Origin of the sequence: Pseudomonas sp. CFBP 8758, from assembly GCF_014841725.1 — a bacterium.
GTDB lineage: Bacteria > Pseudomonadota > Gammaproteobacteria > Pseudomonadales > Pseudomonadaceae > Aquipseudomonas > Aquipseudomonas baltica.
Genome location: NZ_JACYUK010000001.1, coordinates 489,536 through 515,904, shown reverse-complemented (window position 1 = coordinate 515,904; position 26,369 = coordinate 489,536). Strand labels below are relative to the sequence as shown.

Genomic DNA, 26,369 nt, shown 5'->3' with positions numbered 1-26,369 from the left:
GCAGCGCCGCCCGGGCATGGCAGGCCTGGAGACAGCGGCGCGATCAATGCTCGGGCAACTCGACACCTTCGAACAAGGCTTCCAGTTCCTGCTTGTTGTGGCACTGGATGGCCTTGGCCATGACCTCGCGGGTGAGGTGCGGCGCGAACTTCTCGATGAAGTCGCACATGAAGCCGCGCAGGAAGGTGCCGCGGCGGAAGCCGATGCGGGTCACGCTGGATTCGAACAGGTGATCGGCGTCGAGTACCACCAGGTCGTTGTCGAGCTTGGTATCAACCGCCATCTTGGCCACGATCCCCACTCCCAACCCCAGGCGCACATAGGTCTTGATGACGTCGGCATCGGCCGCGGTGAACACCACCTTCGGCGCCAGGCCGCGCCGCGAGAACGCTTCGTCGAGCTTGGAGCGACCGGTGAAACCGAACACGTAGGTGACGATCGGGTACTCGGCCAGTGCCTCGAGCGTCAGTTTCGGTACCTTGGTCAGCGGATGCCCCTGGGGCACTGCAATGCAGCGGTTCCAGCGGTAGCACGGCATCATGATCAGATCGCCGAACGAATCCAGCCCCTCGGTGGCAATGGCGAAGTCGACGGTACCGTCGGCGGCCATTTCGGCAATCTGCATCGGTGAACCCTGATGCATGTGCAGGGCTACGTCCGGGTACTGCTTGATGAAGCTGCTGATCACCGTCGGCAGTGCATAACGGGCCTGGGTGTGGGTGGTGGCGATGGAGAGCGTGCCCTTTTTCTCGTTGGAGAATTCCTGGGCGATCTGCTTGATGCTTTCCACCTTGCGCAGGATCTCGCCTGCCGTGGTGATGATGCGTTCACCGGCCGGGGTGACGCGAGTCAGGTGTTTGCCACTGCGTGCGAAGACTTCAACACCCAATTCGTCTTCCAGCAGGCGGATCTGCTTGCTGATACCTGGCTGCGAGGTATACAGGCTTTGCGCCGTGGCGGAGACGTTGAGGTCATGATGCGCTACCTCCCAGATGTAGCGCAGTTGCTGAAGCTTCATATGAATCCCTCACACAGGAAAAACCGCCAGTCATCGGCGACGGGTTATAACTATATTAAAGGTTGTAACAATAAATCTAGAACTTTTTATTAAACTTGTAGGAAAAATAACCAACCTTGTGCTCACCCTCTGGGTCGGCTGCGGTGCTCGGTCAGGGGCACCATGTAGACCGGCACCGGGGACAGCTGCAGCACGCGGGCCGCAGTGCGTCCCAGGGGAACGTCGACGCTGGCACCGTGGCTGTGGCTGCCGAATACCAGCAAGTCCACGGCCAGCCGCTGGGCCTGGTCGAGGATGACTTCGGCTGGATCGCCTTGCCGCACACGCACGGCGCGGATCAAGGCAAGGCCCGGCTCGTCGTCGCCCAGGTCGCTGCGCAGGCTCTGCAGGACCTTCTCCTCGATCCCGGCCATGACGGTATTGAGCCCCTGGCTGTGCAGGCGGTCGAGCGCGGACTCGTCGAGGTAGCTTTGCAGCACCGATTCGGCAATCAAACCCATCGGCTCCACGGCATGGATGACATACAGCTGCGCGTTGAAACTGCGCGCCAGGGCTACGGCGTGCTGCATGACGAACGGGGCATATACCCCCAGGTCAGTGGCGTACAGCATGGAGCGGATCATGCGACCTCCGAAGTGGCCAATGCGACAGGCATACTTGAGCGTAGCAGTGCCGCCCGCCGCGCACCGGTCGTCGGCGCACGGCAATGGCACAAATCCATTGTCTGCATGCGCTCTAACGCGCTAAGGTTCGACTCCCCCGCCGCTCATAATCATGCTGTGCCTCGCCGTGCGGGGTTCGCTGGCGGCCGGCACCCGTGACCTGACGAGTAACACGATGGCTGACCTACCGATCGACGACCTTAACGTCGCTTCCAACGAAACCCTCATCACCCCTGCGCAGCTGAAACGGGAAATCCCGCTCAGTGCCGCCGCGCATACCACCGTGGCCGCTGGCCGGGAAGTGGTGCGCGACATTCTCGACGGTCGTGACCATCGCCTGTTCGTGGTCATTGGCCCGTGCTCGATCCACGACATCGACGCGGCGCACGAATATGCGCGCCGGCTCAAGGCGCTGGCCGCCGAAGTCTCGGACACCCTGTACCTGGTCATGCGCGTGTACTTCGAAAAACCGCGCACCACGGTCGGCTGGAAAGGCCTGATCAACGACCCGTACCTGGACGACTCTTTCAAGATTCAGGACGGTCTGCACATCGGCCGGAAACTGCTGCTGGACCTGGCCGAGATGGGCCTGCCCACCGCGACCGAGGCGCTGGACCCGATTTCGCCGCAATACCTGCAGGACCTGATCAGCTGGTCGGCCATCGGCGCACGCACCACCGAATCGCAAACCCACCGCGAAATGGCCTCGGGCCTGTCCTCGGCCGTGGGCTTCAAAAACGGTACCGACGGCGGCCTGACCGTTGCCATCAATGCGTTGCAGTCGGTGTCCAGTGCGCATCGGTTCCTGGGCATCAATCAGGAAGGTGGCGTGTCCATCGTCACCACCAAGGGCAATGCCTACGGCCACGTGGTATTGCGCGGCGGCAACGGCAAGCCCAACTACGACTCGGTCAGCGTGGCGGTGTGCGAGCAGGCGCTGGAAAAAGCAGGCATCAAGGCCAACATCATGGTCGACTGCAGCCACGCCAACTCCAACAAGGACCCGGCCCTGCAACCGCTGGTCATGGAGAACGTGGCCAATCAGATCCTGGAAGGCAACCAGTCGATCATCGGTCTGATGGTGGAAAGCCATTTGAATTGGGGCAGTCAGTCGATTCCCAAGGACTTGGGCGACCTGCAGTACGGCGTATCGGTTACCGATGCGTGCATCGACTGGGCCAGCACTGAAAAGACACTGCGCAGCATGCACGCCAAACTCAAGGATGTGTTGCCCAAGCGTAGCCGCTGAAGCCAAGGGCCGGGTCAATAGCTTCCACTGACCCGGCCTTGCGGCATGCAGATGCAGCCTGGCTTTCTACAGCTTGGCCGCACGGCGCTGGTGGCGTTCCATGTAGCGCTCGACATAGGAGCACGACGGGATCACCGTGTAGCCATGGCTCTCGGCGTAGTCCAGAGCCTGCTCGGTAAGTGCCGCAGCGATGCCCCGGCCGCGCAAGGCATTGGGTACGAAGGTGCGATAGATGTCCAGGGTCTGTTTGCCAAGGTCCATGTAGGTGAGGTACGCACGGTGGCCGTCGATATTGATTTCGAACTGGTGACCGGCCTGGTCGTGGTGGATCGAAAGCGCCTCGCTCATCGCGTTTCCTCGCGGGTCTTGGATTTAGACCTCTACCTTACCGCTCTTTGTACAACGAAGAAACAGTTGCGCAGGCCTTTGCCGATTTTGTCATCAAACGCAATCGTGATGCCTGCAGCGGCAGCAAACAACATCAGCGTACAGGCGAGTTGATTGTCTTCGCCGCAACTCATTTTCGACTTCCCGACCACCCCTCAACTGCGTGCGGCCGAAGACATTTAAACCCTGCCTTAGTTCATGCATCAGGCAATTACGCGATGCACTTGCGCACGCCCCTGGGTTGCGCCCAACCAGCGCTAGACCGTGGTTTGCGGCTTACGTTCCGCACCTCGGGGCATGGGTGGATTTTTTTTCATCTCTTGCGCTGCGTCCGTTTACTTACTACAAGTAATGAGTAGTATGTACGGCGGCTAGTTTCTCATTCATGAGAAATGGCTACTTAAAAGAATGTCCTTCGAAGGGGAACACAATGAACAATGCTCTGAAATTCTCTGCACTGGCCCTGGCCGCCGTTCTGGCTACCGGTTGCAGCAGCGCAACCAAAGAAACCGAAGCTCGCCTGACCGCTACCGAAGACGCCGCTGCGCGCTCGCAAGCCCGTGCCGACGAAGCCTACCGCAAGGCTGACGAAGCGCTGACCGCCGCTCAGAAAGCCCAGCAGACTGCCGACGAAGCCAACGAGCGCGCTCTGCGGATGCTCGACAAGGCCAGCCGCAAGTAACAGCCTTGTCCGAGGCTGTAAAAAAACCGACCCACTGGGTCGGTTTTTTTATGGGCGCAGCAACAGCCGACTAGGGTGCGGGCGGGCTGCCGGGCGCGCTGCTGATCATCGGGACACCCGCCCCGGCAATTTCGACCGGCAGGCCGTCTTCGGCGGCGACCACATCACGGACCACGTCCCAGTTCATCTTGATGTCCGGGGCGAAGTCGCGACGGTTGAGCAACGCATTGATGACGGCGGTGTGCCTGTCCAGGGTCACCGGATCACCCTTGTCGGTCAGTTGCGCGTGGGCTTCCAGGTACACCTTGCCGCCGCTCATGCCGAACTTGTAGGACTCGTTCATGATGCGCACGCCAGTTCCAACCGGCACCATGCTGGCCAGCTCCAGCACGTTGTCGTTGTACATGCGGAAGCAGCCATGACTGGTGCGCATGCCGATGCCGAACTGCTTGTTCGAGCCGTGAATTAGGTAGCCCGGCAAGCCGAGGGTGAATTTGAAAGGCCCCAGCGGGTTGTCCGGGCCGGCAGGCACCACATTGGGCAGCGGATCACCGTCTGCAGCATGCTCGGCCTTGATCGAGGCCGGCGGCGTCCAGGTCGGATTCGGGGTCTTGGCGATGATCTTGGTGTGCGCGATGGGCGAGCCCCACCCTTCCCGGCCAATCCCCAGCGGGTAGGTACGCACGACGTCCTCGCCCTTGGGGTAATAGTAGAGGCGGTACTCGGCCAGGTTGATGACGATGCCCTCGCGCGGACCCGGCGGCAAAATGAAGCGAGTCGGCAAAACAATCTGTGTACCGGCACCTGGCAGCCAAGGGTCGACGCCAGGATTGGCGGCGACCATTTCCAGATAGCCGAGGTCATTGGCCGTCGCGATGTCGGCGAAGGTGTCCTCGTACTTGGCGGTGATGGTCTGCACCTGGCCGATGATGTCTTCACCCGCAGGTGGCAACGGGAATTCCAGCGCCATGGCCGGCGTCGCTGCGAATGCGGCGGCCAGCAACAGGCTGCGGGTGAGGACGGAAAGGCTCGGCGGCATCCAGGAAATCCTTGGTCGAACTGAACGGGACAATGCCCCGATTGTACGCGCAGTTGCCGGGCGCGTGTAGACGGGGGCCGTCAGGACGCCGATCAGGGGATCGACTGCAGCTCGGGCCATACCGGTCGTGTGCCCTTGCGCTGGGCGAACAGGATGGCCCGGCACAATTTGCACAGCCGTTGGTCACGAAAGATCAGCTTGTGCACTTCCAGCCAGCGCGGCTGGGCCGGGAGCAAGGTTCCACACAGGGTGCGGTCCACCGAACCGCCCAGTTCCAGCTGACGCGCAGCCAGGTGCACGCGACTTTCCTGGCAGGCGAACAGGTCCAGCTGATCGTCGGGCTCGATCAATTGATAGGCAAACAGGGACCAGGCGGGACGCGGCATCGGGGGCTCCAAACAGGGGGCGCCACATTAGCCGAAAGCCCGCGCGCAGAAAAGCGTCAAAGCAAGGGTTTGAGCGTCGGCCAGACGTTTTCCAGCAGTTTGCCCTGGGCGCCAGCCGTGGGATGCACGCCGTCGGCCTGCATCAGTGTCGGCACCCCGCCGACCCCTTCGAGCAGAAATGGCACCAAGGCCACTTTTTTCTCTTCTGCCAGCGTGTGATAGACCTGGGCGAACGACTGGGTGTAACGCGCGCCGTAGTTGGGCGGCAACTGCATGCCCAGCAACAGGACCTCGGCGCCAGCCTTGCGGGAGACCTCGATCATCGACGCAAGATTCTGTTGCAATTGCGTTACGGGCATCCCGCGCAGGCCATCGTTGCCACCCAGCTCGAGCACGACCAGGTCCGGCTTGTGCGCTGCAAGCAGCGCAGGCAGCCGCGCCGAGCCATTGGCCGAGGTGTCGCCAGTGATCGAAGCGTTGACCACCTTGTCGCTGAAACCCTGCTGTTCCAGGCGCTGCTCGAGCAGCGCGACCCAGCCGGCACGGGTATCCAGGCCGAAAGCCGCGCTGATACTATCGCCAACGATCAGTACCGTACCTGCCGCTGCACTCTGGGCGGCCAACATCAGGCCCAGGCCAGCACTCATCAACCACATTCGCATCGGGACTCTCCATGGGCGCAAGCATTCTTACAGCGCGGAACCTTAGCAAAGTGGTCACCAGCGCGGAAGGTGAACTGACCATTCTGCACGAACTCTCGCTGGAATTGGCCAAAGGCGACAGCCTGGCCATCGTCGGCGCATCGGGTTCGGGCAAGTCTACCCTGCTCGGCCTGCTGGCCGGCCTCGACCTGCCCAGTGCGGGCAGCGTGACCCTGGCCGGCCAGGACCTGGGCACCCTCGACGAAGACCAGCGCGCGCGGGTACGAGCCGAACACGTCGGTTTCGTGTTTCAGTCGTTCCAACTGCTCGACAGCCTCAATGCCCTGGAGAACGTGATGCTGCCGCTGGAGCTCGACGGCCGCAAGGATGCCCGCGAACATGCGCGCACGTTGCTCGAACGGGTCGGCCTGGGCCAGCGTCTGACCCACTCGCCCCGCCAGCTCTCGGGCGGCGAACAACAGCGTGTCGCCATCGCCCGCGCATTCGCGGCCGAACCGGACGTGCTGTTCGCCGACGAGCCCACCGGCAATCTCGACAGCCATACCGGCGAGCGCATCAGCGACCTGCTGTTCGAGCTCAACAAGGAACGCGGTACCACCTTGGTGCTGGTAACCCACGACGAACGCCTGGCGCATCGCTGCCACCGCCTGATCCGCCTCGATGCCGGGCGCCTCGTCGCGCCCCTGGAGCCCTGATGGCCGGCCTGCCGATGTTGCGACTGGTGGCCCTTGCCGCCCGTCAGCTGTTGCGTGATGCGCGTTCCGGCGAGCTGCGCGTGCTGTTCTTCGCCTTGCTGGTGGCGGTTGCTGCCAGTACCGCAATCGGCTACTTCGGAGCACGCCTCAACGGCGCGATGCAGTTGCGCGCCACCGAGTTTCTCGGCGCAGACCTGATCCTGCAGGGCAGCAGCCCGGCGCGTCAGGAGCAGATCGATGCAGGCATCAACGCTGGCCTGGATCATGCGCGGGTGGTGGAATTCGCCAGCGTGATTGCCGCCGACAGTGGTATCCAGCTGTCCAGCGTCAAGGCGGTCGATGAGGCTTACCCCTTGCGCGGCGAGCTCAAGAGCGCAGCGCAGCCGTATGGCGAGGAAACCGCCGGGGACGGGCCCAAGCCCGGCGAGGCGTGGGCCGAGTCACGGCTGCTGGCCGCGCTGAACCTGAAAGTGGGCGATACCCTGGATGTAGGCAGCAAGACCTTGCGCCTGGCACGGGTGCTGACTTACGAGCCGGACCGTGCCGGCAATTTCTACAGCCTCACGCCCCGGGTGATGATCAACCTGCAGGACCTGGCTGCGACCAATGTAGTGCAACCGGGCAGCCGGGTGACCTACCGTGAACTGTGGCGCGGCGCTCCCGAACGGTTGGCCGGTTATCAGAAGCAGCTGGAGCCGGGACTCGAACCCAACCAGCGCCTGCGTGATGCCAGGGACAGCAACCAGCAGATCGGCGGCGCCCTGGGCAAGGCCGAGCGCTACCTGAACATGGCGAGCCTGGTGGCAGTGCTGTTGGCCGGTGTGGCAGTGGCCATGTCGGCCAGCCGCTTCGCCGCGCGACGTTTCGATGCCAGCGCCCTGCTGCGCTGCCTCGGCCTGTCGCGGCGCGAGGTGATGCTGATGTTCTGCGTGCAGCTGGCCCTGCTGGGGCTGCTGGCGTGCCTGAGCGGCGCGCTGATCGGCTGGCTGGCGCAGCTGGTGCTGTTCCAGATGCTGCACGGACTGCTGCCAGCCGTGGTACCGGCCGGAGGGCTGTTTCCTGCGCTGGCCGGCATCGGCACCGGGCTGGTGGCGCTGGCCGGTTTCGCCCTTCCGCCCCTGGCGGCCTTGGGCGCGGTGCCGCCCTTGCGCGTGCTGCGTCGTGATTTGCTGCCAGTGCCGCCAAGCACCTGGCTGGTGTATGGCACCGCGCTGCTGGCGCTGGGCTTGATCATGTGGCGGTTGAGCCTGGACCTGGTGCTGACGTTCGCTTTGCTCGCCGGCGGCCTGTTGGCGGCGCTGATCCTGGGTGGTCTGTTGTTGCTGGCTTTGAAAAGCCTGCGCCGCTTGCTGGCGCGTTCACCCCTGCCATGGCGCCTGGGGCTCGGGCAACTGCTGCGCCATCCCCTGGCGGCTGCCGGGCAGGCGTTGGCCTTCGGCCTGATCCTGCTGACAATGACACTGATCGCACTGCTGCGCGGCGAGCTGCTGGACAACTGGCAGAACCAGCTACCCGAAGACGCGCCGAACTATTTCGCCCTGAACATCCTGCCGGACGAGCGCGATGCCTTTGCCGGCCACCTGCAGCAGGCCGGCGCCCGCTCGGCGCCGCTGTACCCGGTCATGCCGGGGCGTCTGGTCGACATCAACGATGCACCAGTGCAGGAGCTGGTCGAAAAAGACTCGCGCGGTGAACGCGCGGTGCAGCGGGACCTGAGCCTGACCTGGGCCGAGCACCTGCCCAACGGCAATCGGATAACCGCCGGGCAATGGTGGAATGCTACCGAGCGCGCCGACGTCCCCGGTGTATCGGTCGAAGAAGGGGTGGCGCAGAGTCTGCATCTCAAGCTTGGCGACCGTCTGACGTTCAATATCGGCGGCTCCAACCGCGATGCCGTGGTAACCAGCCTGCGCACGGTGGACTGGAACAACTTCCAGCCCAACTTCTTCATGATCTTCCAGCCTGGCACGTTCGACGACCTGCCGACCACCTACCTGACCAGCTTCTATATTGCGCCTGGTCATGATTCACAGGTGGTCGAACTGTCCAGGGCATTCCCGGCGGCCACCATTCTGGGGGTCGAGGCGCTGCTGGAACAGCTGCGCAGCATCCTCGCCCAGGTCACCCTGGCGGTGGAGTACGTGCTGCTGTTCGTGCTGGCAGCGGGCATGGCGGTGTTGTTTTCCGGGCTGCAGGCCACGCTGGACGAACGCATCCGCCAAGGCGCGCTACTCCGTGCGCTGGGTGCCGAGCGCAAGCTGCTGGTCAAGGCGCGGCGCATCGAGTTCGGACTGCTGGGCGCCGCCAGTGGTGTGCTGGCAGCACTGGGCAGCGAGTTGATCAGCTTCGTGCTGTATCGCTACGCCTTCGATCTGGTCTGGACGCCGCACCCTTGGCTGCTCTGCTTGCCATTGATCGGCGCGCTGCTGGTGGGTGGCGCCGGGGTGTTCGGCACCCGTCGAGCCCTCAACGCAAGCCCGTTGCAGGTGCTCAGGGAAGGCTGAAACGCCGCGGGCGATTCAGCGCAGCGTGATGAGCCCCTGCCGGGCGATGCGCACGGCATGGGCAATCACTTCGTGGGCGTCTCGGGCCGACGGTGCCTGGATCACGGCCAGCTCGAAGCTGTTGTCGGGCAGGCTCTTCAAGGCGCTGTGCTGGTCGATGAAACGCGCCACGAACGCACCGGGCTTGCCACGGCGACGCGGCCAGCCATCGAGGCTGCGCAGCAGGTTCGGCTGATGCTGGCCAACCAGCAGGATACGGGGATTGCGCAGGGACGGGCTGGCCGGGATCGGCGCAAGGCAAACGATGGGACGGGGACAGTTCATGATGGTGTTCTCAGCCTCGACCGCTTCATGTGGGAGAGCTGGGCAGCGGTGGGAGGCATCACCGAACCAGCGCTTTAGCGGTATTTCGAGGGCTCGTGAAAACCCCCAGGCGCCCCGCAAGTAGCTGTCTAAATCGGCGCATGAGCGGTAATCCTAGTGAACGGGCAGGCACGAGTCAACCGCCTGACTCGCAGGGCTTGCGACGGATGCGCACCGGATTCAGGCAGGTTTGTAGGAAATCTGGTTTACGTACCAGAGCGCTTCGCCATCGGGGATCTGCACGACAATGTCGTCGCCCTCCTGCTTCTTCAGCAGGGCACGGGCCATGGGTGAGTCGATGGAGATATAGTCATTGCGGCCATAGATCTCGTCATAGCCAACGATGCGGAATGTCTTGCGCGCGCCCTCATCGTTCTCGATCTCGACCCAGGCACCGAAGAATACCCGCCCTTCCTGTTCGGGCGAATAATCGACGACCTTGACGTCTTCCAGGCGCTTGCGCAGGTAGCGCACTCGGCGATCGATCTCGCGCAGCAGTTTCTTGTTGTACTGGTAGTCGGCGTTCTCACTGCGATCGCCCAGCGATGCTGCCCAGGCGACCTTCTGCGTAATCTCCGGACGATAGACGCGCCACAGATGATCGAGTTCGGCCCTCAATGCCTCGTGCCCTTCACGGGTAATGATGTTCGTTGCCAACACGGTCTCCAGCCAGGCTCAAAGCCGTAGCCTACAGCAAACGCCCTGCCCTGCCAGTACGCCTGGCGTTCAGCGAGCAGACGCCAGCTTGCGGGCGCCGGGCTCCAGTGAGTCGCGTTCGCGGGCGAATGCCAGGTAGTACTTGTTCACACTGTTGACATAGCTCACCGAGGCCATGCCCATCTGCTCCATGGCGATGCGTTCGGTCTGGAAAAACCATTGATCGGGGTTGAGGCCGCGGCGGCGGGCCTCCTTGCGCATTGCCTGCACCCGCTCAGGGCCCATGTTGTAGGCGGCCAGGGTGAAGGCCATGCGTTCACGTTCGTTGAGTTTGTTGCTGGAAAAGAACTTGCGGCGAATCATCGCCAGGTATTTGGCCCCGGCCTGCACGTTGTTGTCGAGGTTCTGGATGTTGCCCACGCCCACCCGCCGCGCCGCCGAGGGGGTGATCTGCAGCAGGCCGGTGGCGCCGCCACCACCGCGGGCGGCCGGATCGAGCTTGGATTCCTTGAAGGCCAGCGCCGCGAGGTTGAGCCAGTCCATGTGCTGCTCGCGGGCGTGCCGCTGGAGCACCGGGCGCAGCTTTTCGAGGCGCTGGCGGTCGCTGCGGGCCAGTGGATAGTGAACCTTGTACAAGCCGCGGTAGACCTTGACGAAGGCGGCATCCTGGTCGCTCGGCGCCTTGTAAGAGGCCAGGAAGCGATCGACGCTGGCGCCCAGCTGCGGTGCGTCGCGGCGCACGTACCAGCTGACCGAGCCCGGTGCGCTGAGCACCACGCGACGGTCTACCCGCAGTCGCGGCATGACCTTGGCCCAACGCTCGGCGATGGGCAGTTCGACTACGGTCAACGGGTAGATCCCGGCTTGAACCATCTCCAGTACGTCTTCTGCGGCCAGGCTTGGGTCGACCCATTCGATGTCGATGGGCGCCAGCTTGCGCAACGCCAGTTTCTGGTTCAAGCGTTCGATTGCAGCGCCTGCGGCGCTGCCGTTGGACAGGGCCAGGGTCTTGCCGGCCAATTGTTCGACCCGTACGTAACGCCGTCCGCCTTTGCCGCCCACCAGCACGAAAGGCACATTGGCGACCACCGCATCGCTGGCCGCGACCTTGCTGGAAGGATGCAGCTCCATCAACTCGCCCGGCGCGACCAGGTCGCCTTCGCCGCGCTGCAGGGCGCCGAGCAGTTGCTCCTTGGCGCGCGGGATGATCTTGAGCTGCAGCGCCTGGCCTTTGCCGGCGTGAGCATTGAGATAACCTTGAAAAGCCTGCAGGCGGTGGTATTCGACGCCAATGGCCTGACCGCGAACCTGACCAGAGCTGTTGCGGCTCTGGTTGACCAGCACGCGCAATACCTTGCTCGACTGGATCTGCGCCAGGTCGCGGACCTTGGCCGGGTGCGCCGCCAGGGGAGGCCCCGCCGGACGAGCGGCGGCAGCCGAGGGCAGCCCGAGGGCCAGACAGAGCATGACAATCAGTGATCTAAGGCCCATGGTTCCCCGGCAATGTCCTGAGCAGCCCCTCACGGACCGCCACAACCTTTTGAAGTTCTTGGCTTTCTTGCCAATCGCCAAGCTCTGGTATGCTTTTCGCCTCCTGCTTCGAGGTAGCACCATGCAACTCATCGATATCGGCGTCAACCTTACCAACAACAGCTTCGCGCAGAAGCACGAGGCGGTCCTGCAGAGGGCCTACGAGGCGGGCGTCTGTCAGCTGGTGCTCACCGGGACCAGCGTCGAAGGCAGCGAACAGGCGCTGCAACTGTGCCAGCGGTGGGATGAGTCGGGCGAGCGGCTGTTCAGCACTGCGGGCATTCATCCACACAGCGCCAGCGAGTGGAACGGCGACAGCGCCGCACGCCTGCGCGACCTGCTGCGCCTGCCGCAGGTGAAGGCCGTGGGTGAATGCGGCCTGGATTTCAATCGGGATTTCTCGCCGCGTCCGCAGCAGGAAAAGGTGCTGCAGGAACATCTGGCCCTGGCCGTGGAGTTGCAGCTGCCGGTATTCCTCCACGAGCGCGACGCCCACCAGCGCCTGCTGGACATTCTCAAGGATTACCGTGACCACCTGCCGGCCGCCGTAGTGCACTGCTTTACCGGCGAGCGCCAGGCGCTGTTCGGTTATCTGGACCTGGACCTGCATATCGGCATCACCGGCTGGATCTGCGACGAGCGTCGCGGCACCCATCTGCATCCGCTGGTGGGCAGCATTCCTGCCGCGCGGTTGATGCTCGAGAGCGATGCGCCGTACCTGCTGCCGCGCACCTTGCGCCCCAAGCCCAAGAGCGGCCGCAACGAGCCGGCCTTCCTCACTGAGGTCCTGCGTGAAGTGGCCCTGCATCGCGGTGAAAGCGTGGCCGAACTGGCGCTGAGCACGACGGCCTGCGCGCGGACGTTTTTCGCCCTGCCTGAAATCCCCAGCGCCGCAGCTGGCCTCTATGGCGCCGATAGCGAAGCTTGATTCGCGGCCAATGCCAGGGCTGACTATTATCGTTCTCAACTGATCCGGACCAGGATAGAGCTGAACAATTCGCCGGTGGCAGGACTCTACAGGTCATGCCATCCAGAAATGGCTCAAGCGACATCGTCTTGTTGATCCAGGTCCCGTTGCACCGCGCCCAGGGAGCATTGAGCCATGAACGACACCACCGCATTGAAGATCGTCAACGACCCGAACAACGGCCTGCGTGTGTCGCGCGCCATTGCCCTGCCATTGCTGGCTCTTTCAGCCTTGATGCTGCTCGATGCCGCCGCCTGTGCCAGCATTGGCGAAGCGGCCATCGGTGTCATTGGCCTGGTCGCCGCGTTCGCCCTGGGCCGCGGCCAGCGTGAACCCAGCCAGGCCGAGCTCAGCCAAAAACTGTCACCGTCTGCCGGCTGATAGCCAGCAGCTCTCCCTCGGGGTTCCACATGGCCGCAGAGGTGTGCCCGTAGCCATCGCGGGCATGCTCGATCAGGGCCTGGTAGCGGCACCAGTCGCCGCTGCGCATTGCAGGCATCGGTTGAATGAACTCGATAGTCCAGGTCAGGCTGCTGCCGGGCGCAGGCTTGCTCAGATAGGGCAGCAATGCAGGCGGCCAGGCGTCGCCCAATACCAGTAACAACGCTTCGGTGATCGGCTCATCGCGATCATGCTCACGCAGCTGCATCCATCCGCCGATACCGGCGACCGGCGTATTGCTGAATGGCAGCGCGCCGATTCCCCAGCGCATGTCCAGATGGCGAATGTACTCCGGCGTGACCCCAGGCAGATATGGCAGCGCGGTGGACTGTTCCAGCGTTTTCATGGCCGGCACCGGCATCGCGCTGAGGGTGATCGCCGATTCGCGCGGTAGACCGAAGCTGGCCTGGACCACGGTCATGGTGCGTCCGTTCTGCACTGCCCGCGCCAGCACCGAGGTCACCGCACTGCCCTCGCGCAATATTTCCACCTGTAGATCCATGGGGACTTCCAGTTCGGCTGGCCCCACGAACGTGATTGCCATCGAACGCACCGGCCGGCCAGGGACCTGCGCCGCCATGGCCTCGTGCAGCAAAGCGGCCATGAGCCCGCCGTAGCAGGCGCGACCCTGGCTCCATTCGCGAGGTACGGTAACGCTGTGGGGTGGACGTCGTGCGCTTGCCAGCAAGTCGCGAAGGTTCATGGGCCGGCCTTGGGGTGGTTGTCGATGGGCTTTATGGTAGACAGCTCGGCGTCAGCGCGCAGCTTTCATATCGGCCAATTTCCAGTTCAAGCGGTCGTCGAGGCATGCTGCGCTACGAAGTCACGCGCCCAGCCGTACGGCCCAGTTGCCGGCGCAAGCGGGTCAGCGCAGCACGCAATTGCTCGCGCGAAACCGGTCGACCGCCATAGCGCTGGGCCATGAAGGCGTAGGCGAAGGCCAGGATGGCCTCGCTTTGCGCGGGCAAACGAACGGCTGCGCGCTCGGCGAAGGCCATGGCGCCCTCGCCGGCATGGCGCACCAGGCCACGACGGCGCAACAGGCGCTCGAACGCTGCGAACTCCTTGAGCTGCGGATCGACCCGCCGGCGCCAGGGCTTGAGCAGCCAGACACTGGCCAGCAGCATGAACGACAGCCCGCCGATCGGCAGCGCCCAGCGTTGCAGGCCCTGGAACCAGCGGGCGAGAAATTCGATCTGGCGCTCGCCCTGATACTCCAGCACCCAGCGCTGCCATCCGTAGTTGAGGTTGTCCCATTGCAGGCGCAGGTCGTTGAGCCAGGTCAAATGAGGGTAGCGCAGCGGCGAAAAGGGTGAGCCGGCAAGGAATTCCTCGTCGGCCGACAGCGCCTGCTGCAGGCCCTGCTCGACCCGCGCCGGGGCCACCGCCGCAGTGGGATCGGCCCGTTGCCAGCCCGTGCCTGCCTGCCAGTATTCGACCCAGGCATGGGCTTCGAACTGGCGCACGGTCAGGTAATTGCCCGCCGGGTTGAGTTCGCCGCCCTGGTAGCCGGCCACCACCCGCGCGGGCACCCCTGCCACACGCAAGGCATAGACCATGGCCCCGGCGTAGTGGGCGCAGAAGCCGCGCCGGCTGTCGAACATGAATTCGTCGATACTGTCGCGGCCCAGTACTGGCGGATTGAGCGTGTAGTGAAAAGGCAGTTCGCGAAACTGCCGCAGCATTTCATCCACCAGTGCCTGAGGCGTGTCGAAACGGGCACGCAGACCCTGTGCCCACTGGCGCGTGCGCGGATCGCCCTGGGCCGGCAGTTGCAGCGCGGTGCGCAGCGCCGGGGCGGCCAACTGCGGCTCGCGAATCACCTGCGGCCACGACGTCACCGCGTACATCAATGGCTGGTCGACCGGACGACGGCGCTGCAGGCGGCCATCGCTCAACTGGCGCACGCCGGGCAGCGCGGTACGTGCCACGTCCAGCGCGAACAACCAGGGCTTGCCGCTGGGCTGCTGGATGATCTGATAATCCAGGGACGGACCCGTCGGCTGCCAATCCGCTGCCAGTTGGGTCTGGATCCACGGCGACTGGCTCCAGGTCCGGCCGTCGTAGACATCCAGGCTCAGGGCACGCCAATAGAGGTCGCGCTTGGCCGGTATGGCGCCGTCGAAGCTGGCACGAAAGGCTACTTCGCCGGACTGGCTGAGACTGGCGACGTCGGCCGGGCTCATGCTTTCCGACAGGCCGGTCACGCCCTGGCCCGGCTTGGGCAGCGGCAGCGACCAGAGCGGTTCCAGGCGTGGGAAGAACACGAACAACAGCAGCATCAGCGGCAGTGCCTGCAACACCAGGCTGCCCGCCAGTTTCAACGTCGCCATGGGCCGGGCAATCAGCTGGGTCTGCTGCAGACCGATCAGGGCCGCCATTAAGGCCAGCAGCGGCAATACGCTGTAGAGCGCCCAGCCCAGGCTGGCATCGAACAGATAGGCCACTGCCAGACAGAACAGGCCGAGGAAAATCACCACGCGGGCGTCGCGGGCGGTCTGCATCTCCAGCAGCTTGAGCAGGAACGCGGCCACCAGCAGCGCGGCGGTGGCCTCCAGGCCCACCCAGGTGCCGCTGGACAGATAGACGCCGGCGGCCACCGCGAGCATCAGCGCCACCTTGATCAGCCGCCCCGGATAGCGCGCACGCATGCGAAACACCTGCACGCGCCACAGCGTGCAACCCAACCACAAGCCCAGCAGCCACAACGGCACGTGCCACCACAGCGGTACCAGTACCAGCGATTGTGCCAGCAGCAGCCAGGTCAGGCTGACGCGCGGAATGGCGACGGGCGTACTCATGGCTGCTCTCCAAACAGCGCCAACGCCCGCAGGCACGCTTCGCGATGAGCATCGCCGCTGTCGGTGTCGAGGCGATTGCCGGGCAGCTGCAAGGCGAACGGTCGCTGCTCGCGGGACAGGGTCAGTACCCAGTAGCAGAGCCGCGACAAGCGCTGTTCGACATCGCCGCCCAGGGCCACGAAATCCAGGCACAGCTCCTGGCCGCGAAGGTCGGCGAAGTCCTTGACCAGCAGTCCTTCACCGCGCGACCAGGCCTTCCAGTGCATGCGCCGCCAGGAATCACCGGGCTGGTATGGCTTGAGGCCCTGGAAATCATCCACGCCCTGGCCGTGCAGACGCTGCGCCTGGTCTTCGATGTCGGCCGATTCGCTGTGCAGCGTTGGCACTTCGCCTTGCAGGGGCTGGGGATACACCAGCACGCGCTGGCCCAGATCGACCCAGGTCCAGGCCATCAGCACCCCCAACGGAAAGCTGGTTTCCACGCGCATGCGCGGTGCTACCAGCCAGCCGCGGCGCTCGGTAGGCAGGCTCAATTCCAGCGCCTGTACATGATCGGGGGCAACGTCGCTGCGTTGCAATTGCCGGGCATCCCAGCCAACGCCGATGGCCTGGTGCTCCTTGCCGCCGCTTTCCAGGCGCAAGCCAAAGCGTGCCTGCTCGCCGACGAACACCGAAGTGGCGCCGTTGCCACTGACGAGCAACCCACTGAGGTTGCGATAGGTGTGCAGGATGGCCACGACGAACACCGAACCCAGCAGGAACACCAAGGCGTAGGCCAGGCTGTTCTGGTAGTTGATCGCGGCGAGGAATATCAGCAGCAAGACGACGATGAAGCCCGTTCCGCTGCGGCTGGGGACGATGAAGATTCGGCGCTGATCCAGCTCGATGCGCGGCGCCGCTGGCAGCCGGCGCACCTGCCAGCGCCGCCAGCGCTCGCCCAGCAGACGCTTCACAGCGCAGGCACCTCCCGCAGCAGCCACTGCACCAGCGCCCCGCCCCCTTGTCCGGCGGGGTCGGCGCGCTCGCGCAAGCGATGACTGGCCACCGACGGCAGCACGGCTTGCACGTCCTCGGGAATCACGTAGTCGCGGCCGATCAGCAACGCCCAGGCCTTGGCGGCAGCAAGCAGCGCCAGACTGCCACGCGGCGACAGCCCGTAGGCAAACTGGGGTTGGCTGCGGGTAGCTTCCACCAGGCGCAGCACGTAATCCACCAAGGCGTCGCTGGCGCGTACCGCACGCGCCTGGGCTTGCAGCGCGGCCAACTGCGCATGATCGAGCACCGCGTTCATGCGCGGCAGCAGATCGCGTCGCGCTTCGCCCATCAGCAGGGCTTTCTCTGCGGCCTTGGCCGGGTAGCCGAGCGACAGGCGCATGAGAAAGCGGTCCAGCTGCGATTCGGGCAGCGCGAACGTGCCGCCCTGGGTCGTGGGGTTCTGCGTGGCGATCACGAAAAAGGGCTGGGGCAGTGGCCGGGTAGCGCCTTCGATGGTGACCTGGCCTTCTTCCATCGCTTCGAGCAAGGCACTCTGGCTTTTCGGGGTGGCCCGGTTGATTTCGTCCGCCAGCACCAGTTCGGCGAAGATCGGCCCGGGGTGGAACACGAAGCGGCCGCTGTCCTTGTCGAACACCGAAGTGCCGAGGATGTCGCTGGGCAACAGATCGGAAGTGAACTGGATGCGCTGGAAACTCAGGCCCAGCACCTTGGCCAGGGTGTGGCTCAGGGTAGTCTTGCCCATGCCGGGCAGGTCCTCGATGAGCAGATGACCGTCGGCGATCAGACAGGTCATCGCCAGACGCACCTGGGTTTCCTTGCCCAGCAGGACTTCGTTGACCGCTTGCAGGCACTCATCCAGTCGACTGCGCATGGCAGACACTCCTTGTCGATACTACGTCTGCAGAACGCGCCCGGCGCCTTGCGGCGACCTTGGGCGACTACCGTGCTTCAACGTCCGGCGCGTGACTCGCGAATGTAGAACCGCGCCTTCTCGGCCTTGCTGGTGCAGCCTTCGAAGGCTTCGAACTGTTGCTGGGTCTTGGCCCCGGTGAGCAGGGACAGGGCCTTGGAATAGCTGACGGTTCCGGCCAGGCCCTCGGCTTTGGCCAGATCGAGTTCATGCCACGCACCATCGAGCTGGGTGGCGCAGCTGTCGCGGTAGGCGGTCTTGCCAGCACAACCACTCAAGGCCAGTGCCACCAGTGGCACACAGATCCAGGCTTTCATCGATGACACCTCGGGAAAAACATCAGGGTAATGCTGGGTCAGACGGTATGCCATCTAAAAAGTGCCGTTGTGTGGGTCCGTTGAGTGGCCTCCAGTGATGCGCGTCCATGTGGGAGCGGGTTCTACCCGCGAAGGCGTCGGTACTGGCACTGCCGGATTCGAATGTAAATCCGGGATTGATGTTGTGAGAGCTGGCGTCTTCGCGGGTAGAACCCGCTCCCACAGAGGGATGAGTGTCTATCAGGAAGTGGCGCGTCAGTCGGGGCTTGCCAGTCGGTAGCCTACGCCAGGCTCGGTGACGATGAAGCGCGGCGCGGCTGGGTCGTCGTCCAGCTTCTGGCGCAGGTGGCCGACGACGATGCGCAGGTAGTGGGTGTCGTCGACATGGGTGGGGCCCCAGATATCCTTGAGCAGCTGCTGCTGGGTGATGACGCGCCCTGGATGGCGCGCCAGTTGTGCCAGCACTGCATATTCCTTGCGGGTCAGGGCCACCGGCGCGTCGTTGAGGATGACTCGGCGCAACGCCAGGTCGACCTGCAGAGGCCCCAATTGCAAAGCAGACTCCAAGGTTTCGCTGCCGCTGGACTGACGCAACAGCGCACGGACTCTGGCGAGGAACTCCTGAATGCCGAAGGGCTTGGTCACGTAGTCGTTGGCGCCACCGTCCAGGGCCTGGACCTTCTGCGCCTCGCTGGCGCGGACCGAAAGCACCAGTACCGGCACGGCACTCCACTGGCGCAATTGCTCGAGCACCTGCTGGCCGTCCATGTCCGGCAGACCGAGGTCCAGCACCACCAGGTCGGGGCGCATCAGCGCGGCCTGGCTCAGGCCCTCGGCGCCAGTGCCCGCTTCGATCACCTTGTAGCCCTGTGATGCCAGGCTGATGCGCAGGAACTTGCGAATCTGCGGCTCGTCGTCGATGACCAGAAGCGTGTTGGCCAGGGCGTTGCTGGCCCCAGAGGTGCTGGAAAGGTTCATGCTCAGGTGTCCGGGTCTGCGCCCGGTTGAGCGCGCAGTGGCAAGCATAAGGCGATGCAGGTGCCTTGGCCATCAATGCCGCTGGTCACTTCGACACGACCGCCATGGGCGCCAACCATGCCCTGACAGATCGCCAGGCCCAGCCCCGTGCCCTGCCCGCCCCGATCACCCCGAGCAGCGGTGTAGAACATGTCGAATATCTTCGCCCGCTCGGCTTCGGGAATGCCGGGGCCCTCGTCGCTGACCGCCAGCACCAGGCTGTCGTCGCGCACGCTGGCCGACACCTGCAGGCGCCCGCCGAGCGGCGAGAACCGAGCGGCATTCTCCAGCACATTGACCAAGGCCTGCTCGATCAGCGCCGCATGCACATGCAGCAAGGGCAGTTGCGCAGGCACCTGCACCTGGACCTGCAACGGCGCCAGGGGTGCGCGCAGCCGAGCCACGGCGCTGGCGACGATATCGCCGGCTGCCACCCAGTCCCGAGCCAGCTTGAGGGCGCCGTGGCCCAGGCGCGTCATGTCCAGCAGGTTCTGAATGTAGCGGTCCAGGCGCTCGGCTTCGTCACGGGTGACTTCGAGCAAGGCCTGGCGATCGTCCGGCGCCAGCGCCGTGCCCAGGGCCAGCAGGCTGTCGATACTGCCGCGCATGGCCGTCAGCGGTGTGCGCAGGTCATGGGACACCGAGGCCAGCAAGGCACTGCGCAACTGTTCGGTTTCACCGTGCAGGCGCGCCGCCTCCAGATCCTGGGCCAGGTTGGCCCGCGCCAGGGCTTGGGCCACCGGCTGCACCAACGCCTCGAGCAAGCGTCGACCATGGCCGTCGAGCCGCCCAGGCTGTCGTTCGCTCACCGCCAGCAGCGCCAGCACCTGCCCTTCCAGGGTCAGCGGCAACCACCACCAGCGCCCGGCGGGCAACGTCGCCGTGCCCAGCCCGGCCGGCTGGGCATGGTTGCCGGCCCACTGCGCGGCGGCCAGTTCGGTGGTCGAGAACTGCGCTGTGTTGCTGTGGGCCACCTTCCAGCCCTGCTCGCCGCGCTCGAGTAGACAGATGTCCAGCCCAGGCCAACCGTGCAGGTGCTGCGCGGCCGCGCTGAACACCGCCTGGCGGTCGGTCGCCGCCGCCAGCAGCCGGGACAGCTCCAGCAGTTGCGCGGTGTGTGCCTGGGTTTCGCGCAGGGCACTGAGCTGCTGACGCTGGCGTGCCGCCAGATTGCCCGTGAGCGCCGCCATCAACAGAAAGAACAGTAGGGTCAAGACGTCTTCCTGACGCTGGATGCTCAGGGAGAAGTTGGGCGGAATGAACAGAAAGTCGTACGCCAGGAACGACAGCGCCGCGCAGCTCAGCGCCGGCCCCGGGCTGCTGCGTACCGCCACCAGCAGCACTGCGGCGAGAAATACCAGAGAGATATTGGGCAGGTCCAGCACCTGCGCCACCGCCCAGGCCAGCCCGCTGGCCAGCAGCGTGGCGGTCAGCGCCAAGGCATATTCGCGCCAGCGTCCAACGGGCCGTGCACGCCGTGGTTGCGGCGCATGTTCTTGAGTCCGCGCCAGTACGTTGATCTCGATGCCGCTGGGCTGGCGCAGCAAGCGCTCGGCCAGGCCCGCGCCGAAGCGGCGTCGACGCGACTGGCCGACCAGCACCAGATTGGCGCGACGGTCGGCGGCATGCTGCAGCAAGGTCCTGGCCACTTCCGCATCGCGCAGCTCCACCACCTCGCCGCCCAGGCGTTCGGCCATCTGCTGGGCCAGCTGCAGGCGCTGGCGCGCCGCTTCGTCGAGCAGCGCGCCGTTATCCACATGGACCACCGACCAAGGCAGATGGCGGCGACGCGCGACGCGGCTGGCGTGGCGCACCAGGCGCTCGGCCTGCTCGTCGCCGGCAATGCCCACCAGCAGCCGTCCCCGGACGCTGGGAGCCTGCTGGCCGAGGCTGCGATAACCTTCGTGCAGATCGTCGTCGACCTGGGCCGCCGCGGTTTGCATGGCCAGCTCGCGCAGGGCGCTGAGATTGGTCTGGGTGAAGAACGCGTCGATGGCCGCCCGCGCCTGCTCGGGCACGTACACCTTGCCCTCGCGCAGGCGTTCGAGCAGCTCGCGCGGCGGCAGGTCGATCAGCAGCAGATCGTCGGCTTCCTGCACCACCCAATCGGGCAGGGTTTCGCGCACCTGCACGCCGGTGATGGTCTGGACCTGGTCGTTCAGGCTTTCCAGGTGTTGCACGTTGACCGTGGTGTAGACGTCGATACCGGCGGCGAGCAGCTCCTGCACGTCCTGCCAGCGCTTGGCGTGGCGGCTGCCGGGGGCATTGCTGTGCGCCAGTTCGTCGACCAGCACCAGGGCCGGGCGGGCAGCGAGCACCGCGTCCAGGTCCATTTCCTCCAGCATCACGTCGCGGTACTGGCAACGCAGCAGCGCCTGCTGCGGCAGGCCGACCAGCAGCGCTTCGGTTTCTGCACGACCGTGGGTCTGTACCACCGCGGCCAGTACGGTGATGCCCTGACGCTGACGGGCATGGGCGGCCTGCAGCATGGCGTAGGTTTTGCCGACGCCGGGGGCGGCCCCCAGGAACACTTTCAAACGCCCACGCCCAGCGCTGGGCAAGGCGGCCAGCAAGGCATCGGCGCGGCCGGAATCACTCATGGCGCAGGCTCGTCATCATCGGGACTGCGACGGTAGCCGATCCAGCGCCTGGTTCAAAGCCAGTACGTTGACCACGGCCGGGCCGATGAGGGGAGATTCGGTATGTGCCTGCACCAGCGCGCGCAGGGTCGACTCGGGCAGGCCGCGCTCGCGCGCCACCCGTGGCACCTGGTAGTTCACCGCCGCCGGTGGCAGATGAGGGTCCAGGCCGCTGGCCGAGGTGGTCAACAGCGCCAGCGGAACCGGACCTTGCTGCGCATCGAACTGTTCATCGGCCTGCGCCAGCACGCGAGTGTTCAGTGCGGGATTGCTCGGCGCCAGGTTGCTCGCACCGCTGGCCAGTGTGGCGTAGTCCGCCGCCGAAGGCCGTGAATGAAACCAACGCTCATCGGTAAAGGCCTGGGCGAGCAAAGCGGAACCGCGCACCTCGCCCTGCGCATCGCGCACCAGGCTACCGTTGGCCTGAGCGGAAAACACCCACTGGCCCACGGCCCATACCAACAGCGGATAGGCCGCGCCAGTGAGCAGGGTCATCGACAGAATCAGGCTCAAGGCCGGACGCAACAAACTGTTCATCGTTCAAGCTCCAGGGTCAGACCAGATGCAATGCAGTGAGGACGAGGTCAATCGCCTTGATGCCGATGAAGGGCACCACCAGGCCACCCAGGCCATAGATCAGCACGTTGCGCCGCAACAACTGCGCAGCGCTGTTGGCCTGCACCCGCACACCGCGCAGGGCCAGGGGAATCAACACGATGATGATCAAGGCGTTGAAGACGATGGCCGAAAGGATCGCGCTTTGCGGGCTGGCCAGGTTCATCACGTTGAGCACGCCCAGGGGCGGATACACCGCGGCAAAGAGTGCCGGCAGGATGGCGAAATACTTGGCGACGTCGTTGGCGATGGAAAAGGTGGTCAGCGCGCCGCGGGTGACCAACAGTTCCTTGCCGATGCGCACGATGTCCAGCAACTTGGTCGGGTCGCTGTCCAGGTCGACCATGTTGGCCGCCTCGCGTGCAGCCTGGGTACCGTCATTCATTGCCACGCCGACGTCGGCCTGGGCCAGCGCCGGTGCGTCGTTGGCGCCATCGCCGCACATCGCCACCAGCCGCCCATCGGCCTGTTCCTGGCGAATGCGCGCCAGCTTCTTCTGCGGCGTGGCCTCGGCCAGCACATCGTCGACGCCGGCTTCGGCGGCGATGGCCGCCGCGGTCAGTGGGTTGTCGCCGGTCACCATGACGGTGCGGATGCCCAGCTTGCGCAACTGCTCGAAGCGCTCGCGAATGCCCGGCTTGACCACGTCCTTGAGGTGGATTGCGCCCAGCAATTGCCGGTCGCGGCACACCAGCAGGGGCGTGCCGCCACTTTGCGCGATGCGCTCGATATGGTCGGCCAGTGCGGCCGGAAGCTGCGCCCTGGACTGGCCGATGTAGGCCAGCAGCGAGTCGACTGCGCCCTTGCGGTAGCACTGCTGGTCGAGGTCGACGCCGGACAGGCGCGTCTGCGCGCTGAACGGCACCGACTGCCAGCGCTCGGCGGGCGGCTCGTCGACGCTGAACAACGGACGGATGAACTCGACCACCGAACGCCCTTCCGCCGTTTCATCGCCCAGCGAAGCCAACAGCGCACCTTCGGCCATCTGCGCATCGCTGACGCCGGGGGCGGCGTACAAAGCGCTGCACCGGCGGTTGCCGAAGGTGATGGTGCCGGTCTTGTCGAGCAGCAGCACATGGACGTCGCCGGCCGCTTCCACCGCGCGCCCGGACTTGGCCACGACGTTGAGCCTCACCAGGCGGTCCATGCCGGCGATGCCGATGGCCGACAGCAGGCCGGCGATGGTGGTCGGAATCAGCGTCACCAGCAGCGCCAAGAGGAACACCAGGGGCAAGCTGTGCCCGGAGAAGCGGGCGAAGGGCTGCAGGGTCACCACCACCAGCAGGAAGACCATGGTCAGGCCGATGAGCAGGATGTCCAGCGCCACTTCGTTGGGGGTCTTCTGGCGCTTCGCACCTTCCACCAGCGCGATCATCCGGTCCAGGGTCGATTCACCGGGGTCGGTGCTGATCTCGATAACCAGCCAGTCGGACACCACCAGGGTGTTGCCGGTGACCGCCGAGCGATCGCCGCCCGACTCGCGGATCACCGGTGCCGATTCGCCCGTGATGGCGGCCTCGTTGACCGCAGCGATGCCCTCGCGCACCTCGCCGTCGCCGGGAATCATCTGCCCGGCTTCGACGCGCACCACATCGCCCTTGCGCAGCACAGTGGCGGCGACGGTTTCGAAACTGCCGTCGGCGCACTGTCGGCGTGCCTGCAAGCCCTGGCTGCCCGCTTTCAGGCTGTCGGCGCGCGCCCTGCCGCGGCCCTCGGCCAAGGCTTCGGCAAAATTGGCAAACAGCAGGGTGAACCACAGCCACACGGCGATCTGTACGGCGACCGCGGCCGGCACCGCCGGGTCGGGCAGCAGGCACAGGCCAGTGGTCAGTACGGCGCACAACTCCACCACCAACAGCACAGGGCTGCGCAGCAGTCGCCGCGGGTCGAGCTTGACGAAGGCCTGCAGCAGCGCCGGTCGCCACAAGGCACTCAGGGTGGCCCCGGCGGGCGGTGATGGTTGCGTGGCAGCGGCAACGGTCGATCGGTTCATTGTCCAGGCCTCAGAAATGCAGGTTCAAGTGCTCGGCGATCGGCCCCAGGGCCAGCACCGGCAGGAAAGTCAGGCCGCCCACTATCAGCAGGGTCACGGTCAGCAGGGTGATGAACAGCAGGCCATGGGTGGCGAAGCTGTCGGCGCTGGGCGCACTGGCGTTCTTGCTGGCCAGCGCCCCGGCCAGGGCAAGTACCGGCAGGATGTAGCCGAAGCGCCCGATCAGCATGCCCAGGCCCAGCATCAGGTTGTGAAAGGCGGTGTTGGCGGACAGGCCGGCGAAGGCCGAACCGTTGTTGGCGCTGGCCGAGGTGTAGGCATACAGCAACTGCGTGAAGCCATGGGGCCCCGGATTGCTCACGGCGCTCGCCGGCCCCGGCAGGCTGACGGCGATGGCGCTGAGCACCAGCACGCCGACCGGCATCACCAGCAGGCTCGCCACCAGCCAGCGGACCTCGCGTGCCTGCAGCTTCTTGCCCAGGTACTCGGGGGTTCGACCGATCATCAGTCCGGCCAGGAACACGGTCAGCAGCACGTTGAGCAGCATGCCGTAGAGACCGGCGCCAACCCCGCCGAAAATCACCTCGCCGAGCATCATGTTGACCAGAGCGACCATCCCGGAGAGCGGATTGAGGCTGTCGTGCATGGCGTTGACCGAACCGTTCGAGGCGGCCGTGGTGGTCACCGACCAGAGCACACTGGCCGTGGTGCCGAAGCGGCTTTCCTTGCCTTCCAGCGGAGCGGCCTGCTCGACCATGGCGCTGGCCAGCAGCGGGTTGGGTTGCTGCTCGGCATACAGCGACAAGCCGATGCCGAGCAGCAACAGGGTCATCATGCAGGCCAGAATCGCCCGGCTCTGGCGCAGGTCCTTGACGTAATGGCCGAAGGTGAAGACCAAGGCGGCCGGGATGGTCAGAATGGCTGCCAATTCGAACAGATTGCTCCACGCCGTGGGATTCTCGAACGGATGCGCCGAGTTGACCCCGAAGAATCCGCCGCCGTTGGTGCCCAACTGCTTGATGGCGATCTGGCTTGCAGCCGGGCCGAGCGGGATGGTCTGCGCGTTGCCTTGCAGGGTCAGCGCGTCCACGTACGGGGCGAACGTCTGCGGCACGCCCTGCCATAGAAGGAACACGGCCAGCAGCAGCGCCAGCGGCAGCAGGCCATACAATGTGGCGCGGGTCACATCGACCCAGAAGTTGCCAAGAGTACTGGCCGAGCGCCGGCTGATGCCGCGACACAGCGCTACCAGCACGGCCAGGCCGGTTGCGGCGCTGAGGAAATTCTGCACACCCAGCCCGGCCATCTGGCTGAGGTAGCTGAGCGAGGTTTCGCCGCTGTAGGCCTGCCAGTTGGTGTTGGCCATGAAGCTGACGGCGGTGTTGAACGCCAGGGTCCACTCCTGGCCAGGCAGGTGCTGGGGATTGAGCGGCAGGTAGCCTTGCAGCATGAGCAGGGCGAACAACACGCCGAACCCGGCCAGATTGAAGGCGAGCAGAGCCAGGGCGTAGCGCTGCCAACTCTGCTGCTGTTGCGGGTCGATACCGGCGAACCGGTAGCAAAGCCTTTCCACTGGCTGCAGCGGTACGCTGAGCCAGGTGCGCTGGCCTTCCATGACTTTGTAGTAGAAACGTCCGAGCCAGGGCGCGGGCAGCAACACCAGGGCGAGGAAGGCCGCTATCAGTGCGAAATCGTGACTGTGCATGACCGACTAGCCTCCACTGGCGCGCAAGAGGGCGACGAGCAGGTACACGAACAAGCCGATGGCCAGCAGCAGGAACAGGCCGTCCAGAACAGACATGAGCAATATCTCCAGGCACGGCGGGCGCCGCTTGTCGA

Annotated in this window: 27 protein-coding genes; 6 read left to right on the top strand and 21 right to left on the bottom strand. The window is 65.0% G+C overall.

The window, feature by feature from the left end; translation table 11 throughout:
* Window positions 1-43: 43 nt before the first annotated feature.
* Both cysB and IFT75_RS02490 read right to left on the bottom strand, forming a co-directional pair.
* Window positions 44-1,018, bottom strand: coding sequence for an HTH-type transcriptional regulator CysB (gene cysB / locus IFT75_RS02495; RefSeq protein ID WP_043185743.1), 975 nt, complete (start codon window positions 1,016-1,018; stop codon window positions 44-46).
* A 122-nt stretch (window positions 1,019-1,140) separates the two neighbouring features.
* The gene (locus tag IFT75_RS02490) at window positions 1,141-1,641 is read right to left on the bottom strand and encodes a universal stress protein (RefSeq protein WP_192053143.1); all 501 of its coding nucleotides are present in this window, start codon (window positions 1,639-1,641) and stop codon (window positions 1,141-1,143) included.
* 214 nt (window positions 1,642-1,855) lie between these two features.
* On the opposite strand from IFT75_RS02490, the gene IFT75_RS02485 reads away from it, so the two are divergent.
* Window positions 1,856-2,929, top strand: a complete 1,074-nt coding sequence (locus IFT75_RS02485) for a 3-deoxy-7-phosphoheptulonate synthase (RefSeq protein WP_122476765.1) — start codon at window positions 1,856-1,858, stop codon at window positions 2,927-2,929.
* Window positions 2,930-2,995: 66 nt separating this feature from the next.
* Here IFT75_RS02485 and IFT75_RS02480 read toward each other — a convergent pair whose 3' ends face one another.
* Window positions 2,996-3,277 (bottom strand): GNAT family N-acetyltransferase, encoded by a 282-nt coding sequence (locus IFT75_RS02480; RefSeq protein ID WP_122476082.1) that lies wholly within the window; start codon window positions 3,275-3,277, stop codon window positions 2,996-2,998.
* A 32-nt stretch (window positions 3,278-3,309) separates the two neighbouring features.
* Entirely contained in the window at window positions 3,310-3,450 is a 141-nt protein-coding gene (locus IFT75_RS02475; protein ID WP_192053141.1) for a hypothetical protein, read from the bottom strand.
* A gap of 296 nt (window positions 3,451-3,746) precedes the next feature.
* Here IFT75_RS02475 and IFT75_RS02470 point away from each other — a divergent pair, with 296 nt between their 5' ends.
* Complete coding sequence (locus IFT75_RS02470; RefSeq protein WP_122476084.1) at window positions 3,747-3,998, top strand: Lpp/OprI family alanine-zipper lipoprotein; 252 nt, start codon at window positions 3,747-3,749, stop codon at window positions 3,996-3,998.
* A 70-nt stretch (window positions 3,999-4,068) separates the two neighbouring features.
* Here IFT75_RS02470 and IFT75_RS02465 read toward each other — a convergent pair whose 3' ends face one another.
* The 3 genes from IFT75_RS02465 to IFT75_RS02455 all read right to left on the bottom strand — a co-directional run bounded on the left by IFT75_RS02465 (window position 4,069) and on the right by IFT75_RS02455 (window position 6,085).
* Window positions 4,069-5,037 carry a L,D-transpeptidase family protein gene (locus tag IFT75_RS02465; protein ID WP_122476086.1) on the bottom strand — a complete coding sequence of 323 codons (969 nt, stop codon included), beginning with the start codon at window positions 5,035-5,037 and terminating at the stop codon, window positions 4,069-4,071.
* Window positions 5,038-5,129: 92 nt separating this feature from the next.
* Window positions 5,130-5,423: a hypothetical protein gene (locus IFT75_RS02460; RefSeq protein WP_122476088.1), complete on the bottom strand. Its 294-nt coding sequence runs from the start codon at window positions 5,421-5,423 to the stop codon at window positions 5,130-5,132.
* Window positions 5,424-5,479: 56 nt separating this feature from the next.
* The gene (locus IFT75_RS02455) at window positions 5,480-6,085 is read right to left on the bottom strand and encodes an arylesterase (RefSeq protein WP_122476089.1); all 606 of its coding nucleotides are present in this window, start codon (window positions 6,083-6,085) and stop codon (window positions 5,480-5,482) included.
* A gap of 11 nt (window positions 6,086-6,096) precedes the next feature.
* On the opposite strand from IFT75_RS02455, the gene IFT75_RS02450 reads away from it, so the two are divergent.
* A complete protein-coding gene (locus IFT75_RS02450; RefSeq protein ID WP_192053139.1) occupies window positions 6,097-6,780 on the top strand; it encodes an ABC transporter ATP-binding protein in 684 nt (227 codons plus the stop codon).
* Window positions 6,780-9,284 (top strand): ABC transporter permease, encoded by a 2,505-nt coding sequence (locus IFT75_RS02445; RefSeq protein WP_192053137.1) that lies wholly within the window; start codon window positions 6,780-6,782, stop codon window positions 9,282-9,284. The genes IFT75_RS02450 and IFT75_RS02445 overlap by 1 nt, the downstream gene beginning before the upstream one ends.
* 15 nt (window positions 9,285-9,299) lie before the next feature.
* On the opposite strand, the gene IFT75_RS02440 is transcribed toward IFT75_RS02445, so the two are convergent.
* The 3 genes from IFT75_RS02440 to IFT75_RS02430 form a co-directional block, all read right to left on the bottom strand.
* A complete protein-coding gene (locus tag IFT75_RS02440) occupies window positions 9,300-9,608 on the bottom strand; it encodes a class I SAM-dependent methyltransferase (RefSeq protein ID WP_122713797.1) in 309 nt (102 codons plus the stop codon).
* A 219-nt stretch (window positions 9,609-9,827) separates the two neighbouring features.
* Window positions 9,828-10,304 (bottom strand): transcription elongation factor GreB, encoded by a 477-nt coding sequence (gene greB, locus IFT75_RS02435; RefSeq protein ID WP_192053135.1) that lies wholly within the window; start codon window positions 10,302-10,304, stop codon window positions 9,828-9,830.
* Window positions 10,305-10,373: 69 nt separating this feature from the next.
* The gene (locus IFT75_RS02430; RefSeq protein WP_122476097.1) at window positions 10,374-11,795 is read right to left on the bottom strand and encodes a transglycosylase SLT domain-containing protein; all 1,422 of its coding nucleotides are present in this window, start codon (window positions 11,793-11,795) and stop codon (window positions 10,374-10,376) included.
* Window positions 11,796-11,916: 121 nt separating this feature from the next.
* Here IFT75_RS02430 and IFT75_RS02425 point away from each other — a divergent pair, with 121 nt between their 5' ends.
* Together IFT75_RS02425 and IFT75_RS02420 are read left to right on the top strand one after the other, a co-directional pair.
* Window positions 11,917-12,762 (top strand): TatD family hydrolase, encoded by an 846-nt coding sequence (locus IFT75_RS02425; protein ID WP_192053132.1) that lies wholly within the window; start codon window positions 11,917-11,919, stop codon window positions 12,760-12,762.
* Between the two features lie 174 nt (window positions 12,763-12,936).
* Window positions 12,937-13,182: a hypothetical protein gene (locus IFT75_RS02420; protein ID WP_192053130.1), complete on the top strand. Its 246-nt coding sequence runs from the start codon at window positions 12,937-12,939 to the stop codon at window positions 13,180-13,182.
* Here the strand turns inward: IFT75_RS02420 and IFT75_RS02415 are convergent.
* The 11 genes from IFT75_RS02415 to IFT75_RS02365 form a co-directional block, all read right to left on the bottom strand.
* Window positions 13,151-13,945: an acyl-CoA thioesterase gene (locus IFT75_RS02415; protein WP_122476101.1), complete on the bottom strand. Its 795-nt coding sequence runs from the start codon at window positions 13,943-13,945 to the stop codon at window positions 13,151-13,153. The two genes, IFT75_RS02420 and IFT75_RS02415, sit on opposite strands and share 32 nt — an antisense overlap.
* Window positions 13,946-14,057: 112 nt before the next feature.
* A complete protein-coding gene (locus tag IFT75_RS02410; protein ID WP_192053128.1) occupies window positions 14,058-16,043 on the bottom strand; it encodes a transglutaminase TgpA family protein in 1,986 nt (661 codons plus the stop codon).
* Entirely contained in the window at window positions 16,040-17,023 is a 984-nt protein-coding gene (locus IFT75_RS02405) for a DUF58 domain-containing protein (protein WP_446731048.1), read from the bottom strand. Before IFT75_RS02405 ends, IFT75_RS02410 begins: the two co-directional genes overlap by 4 nt.
* Window positions 16,993-17,910 carry an AAA family ATPase gene (locus IFT75_RS02400; protein ID WP_122476106.1) on the bottom strand — a complete coding sequence of 306 codons (918 nt, stop codon included), beginning with the start codon at window positions 17,908-17,910 and terminating at the stop codon, window positions 16,993-16,995. Before IFT75_RS02400 ends, IFT75_RS02405 begins: the two co-directional genes overlap by 31 nt.
* A gap of 77 nt (window positions 17,911-17,987) precedes the next feature.
* Entirely contained in the window at window positions 17,988-18,266 is a 279-nt protein-coding gene (locus IFT75_RS02395) for a hypothetical protein (RefSeq protein WP_122476107.1), read from the bottom strand.
* Between the two features lie 255 nt (window positions 18,267-18,521).
* The gene (locus IFT75_RS02390) at window positions 18,522-19,244 is read right to left on the bottom strand and encodes a response regulator (protein WP_192053124.1); all 723 of its coding nucleotides are present in this window, start codon (window positions 19,242-19,244) and stop codon (window positions 18,522-18,524) included.
* Window positions 19,245-19,246: 2 nt separating this feature from the next.
* The gene (locus IFT75_RS02385; RefSeq protein WP_192053122.1) at window positions 19,247-21,883 is read right to left on the bottom strand and encodes a sensor histidine kinase; all 2,637 of its coding nucleotides are present in this window, start codon (window positions 21,881-21,883) and stop codon (window positions 19,247-19,249) included.
* Between the two features lie 15 nt (window positions 21,884-21,898).
* A complete protein-coding gene (gene kdpC, locus IFT75_RS02380) occupies window positions 21,899-22,459 on the bottom strand; it encodes a potassium-transporting ATPase subunit KdpC (protein WP_192053120.1) in 561 nt (186 codons plus the stop codon).
* A 16-nt stretch (window positions 22,460-22,475) separates the two neighbouring features.
* On the bottom strand, window positions 22,476-24,530 hold the full coding sequence (gene kdpB, locus IFT75_RS02375) for a potassium-transporting ATPase subunit KdpB (protein WP_192053118.1): 2,055 nt from the start codon (window positions 24,528-24,530) through the stop codon (window positions 22,476-22,478).
* Window positions 24,531-24,540: 10 nt separating this feature from the next.
* A complete protein-coding gene (gene kdpA, locus IFT75_RS02370) occupies window positions 24,541-26,235 on the bottom strand; it encodes a potassium-transporting ATPase subunit KdpA (RefSeq protein WP_192053116.1) in 1,695 nt (564 codons plus the stop codon).
* A gap of 6 nt (window positions 26,236-26,241) precedes the next feature.
* Window positions 26,242-26,331, bottom strand: a complete 90-nt coding sequence (locus tag IFT75_RS02365; RefSeq protein ID WP_082223535.1) for a potassium-transporting ATPase subunit F — start codon at window positions 26,329-26,331, stop codon at window positions 26,242-26,244.
* Between the last annotated feature and the right edge of the window lie 38 nt (window positions 26,332-26,369).

Coding starts and splice junctions, on each gene's coding strand:
- IFT75_RS02415 (WP_122476101.1), bottom strand. CDS start 13,945: ATGAACCTTCGCGACTTGCTGGCAAGCGCACGACGTCCACCCCACAGC.
- IFT75_RS02480 (WP_122476082.1), bottom strand. CDS start 3,277: ATGAGCGAGGCGCTTTCGATCCACCACGACCAGGCCGGTCACCAGTTC.
- IFT75_RS02445 (WP_192053137.1), top strand. CDS start 6,780: ATGGCCGGCCTGCCGATGTTGCGACTGGTGGCCCTTGCCGCCCGTCAG.
- IFT75_RS02385 (WP_192053122.1), bottom strand. CDS start 21,883: ATGAGTGATTCCGGCCGCGCCGATGCCTTGCTGGCCGCCTTGCCCAGC.
- IFT75_RS02400 (WP_122476106.1), bottom strand. CDS start 17,910: ATGCGCAGTCGACTGGATGAGTGCCTGCAAGCGGTCAACGAAGTCCTG.
- IFT75_RS02425 (WP_192053132.1), top strand. CDS start 11,917: ATGCAACTCATCGATATCGGCGTCAACCTTACCAACAACAGCTTCGCG.
- IFT75_RS02430 (WP_122476097.1), bottom strand. CDS start 11,795: ATGGGCCTTAGATCACTGATTGTCATGCTCTGTCTGGCCCTCGGGCTG.
- IFT75_RS02490 (WP_192053143.1), bottom strand. CDS start 1,641: ATGATCCGCTCCATGCTGTACGCCACTGACCTGGGGGTATATGCCCCG.
- IFT75_RS02410 (WP_192053128.1), bottom strand. CDS start 16,043: ATGAGTACGCCCGTCGCCATTCCGCGCGTCAGCCTGACCTGGCTGCTG.
- kdpB (WP_192053118.1), bottom strand. CDS start 24,530: ATGAACCGATCGACCGTTGCCGCTGCCACGCAACCATCACCGCCCGCC.
- IFT75_RS02440 (WP_122713797.1), bottom strand. CDS start 9,608: ATGAACTGTCCCCGTCCCATCGTTTGCCTTGCGCCGATCCCGGCCAGC.
- IFT75_RS02365 (WP_082223535.1), bottom strand. CDS start 26,331: ATGTCTGTTCTGGACGGCCTGTTCCTGCTGCTGGCCATCGGCTTGTTC.
- IFT75_RS02455 (WP_122476089.1), bottom strand. CDS start 6,085: ATGCGAATGTGGTTGATGAGTGCTGGCCTGGGCCTGATGTTGGCCGCC.
- IFT75_RS02470 (WP_122476084.1), top strand. CDS start 3,747: ATGAACAATGCTCTGAAATTCTCTGCACTGGCCCTGGCCGCCGTTCTG.
- cysB (WP_043185743.1), bottom strand. CDS start 1,018: ATGAAGCTTCAGCAACTGCGCTACATCTGGGAGGTAGCGCATCATGAC.
- IFT75_RS02420 (WP_192053130.1), top strand. CDS start 12,937: ATGAACGACACCACCGCATTGAAGATCGTCAACGACCCGAACAACGGC.
- IFT75_RS02460 (WP_122476088.1), bottom strand. CDS start 5,423: ATGCCGCGTCCCGCCTGGTCCCTGTTTGCCTATCAATTGATCGAGCCC.
- IFT75_RS02395 (WP_122476107.1), bottom strand. CDS start 18,266: ATGAAAGCCTGGATCTGTGTGCCACTGGTGGCACTGGCCTTGAGTGGT.
- IFT75_RS02390 (WP_192053124.1), bottom strand. CDS start 19,244: ATGAACCTTTCCAGCACCTCTGGGGCCAGCAACGCCCTGGCCAACACG.
- kdpC (WP_192053120.1), bottom strand. CDS start 22,459: ATGAACAGTTTGTTGCGTCCGGCCTTGAGCCTGATTCTGTCGATGACC.
- kdpA (WP_192053116.1), bottom strand. CDS start 26,235: ATGCACAGTCACGATTTCGCACTGATAGCGGCCTTCCTCGCCCTGGTG.
- IFT75_RS02475 (WP_192053141.1), bottom strand. CDS start 3,450: ATGAGTTGCGGCGAAGACAATCAACTCGCCTGTACGCTGATGTTGTTT.
- IFT75_RS02465 (WP_122476086.1), bottom strand. CDS start 5,037: ATGCCGCCGAGCCTTTCCGTCCTCACCCGCAGCCTGTTGCTGGCCGCC.
- IFT75_RS02450 (WP_192053139.1), top strand. CDS start 6,097: ATGGGCGCAAGCATTCTTACAGCGCGGAACCTTAGCAAAGTGGTCACC.
- IFT75_RS02485 (WP_122476765.1), top strand. CDS start 1,856: ATGGCTGACCTACCGATCGACGACCTTAACGTCGCTTCCAACGAAACC.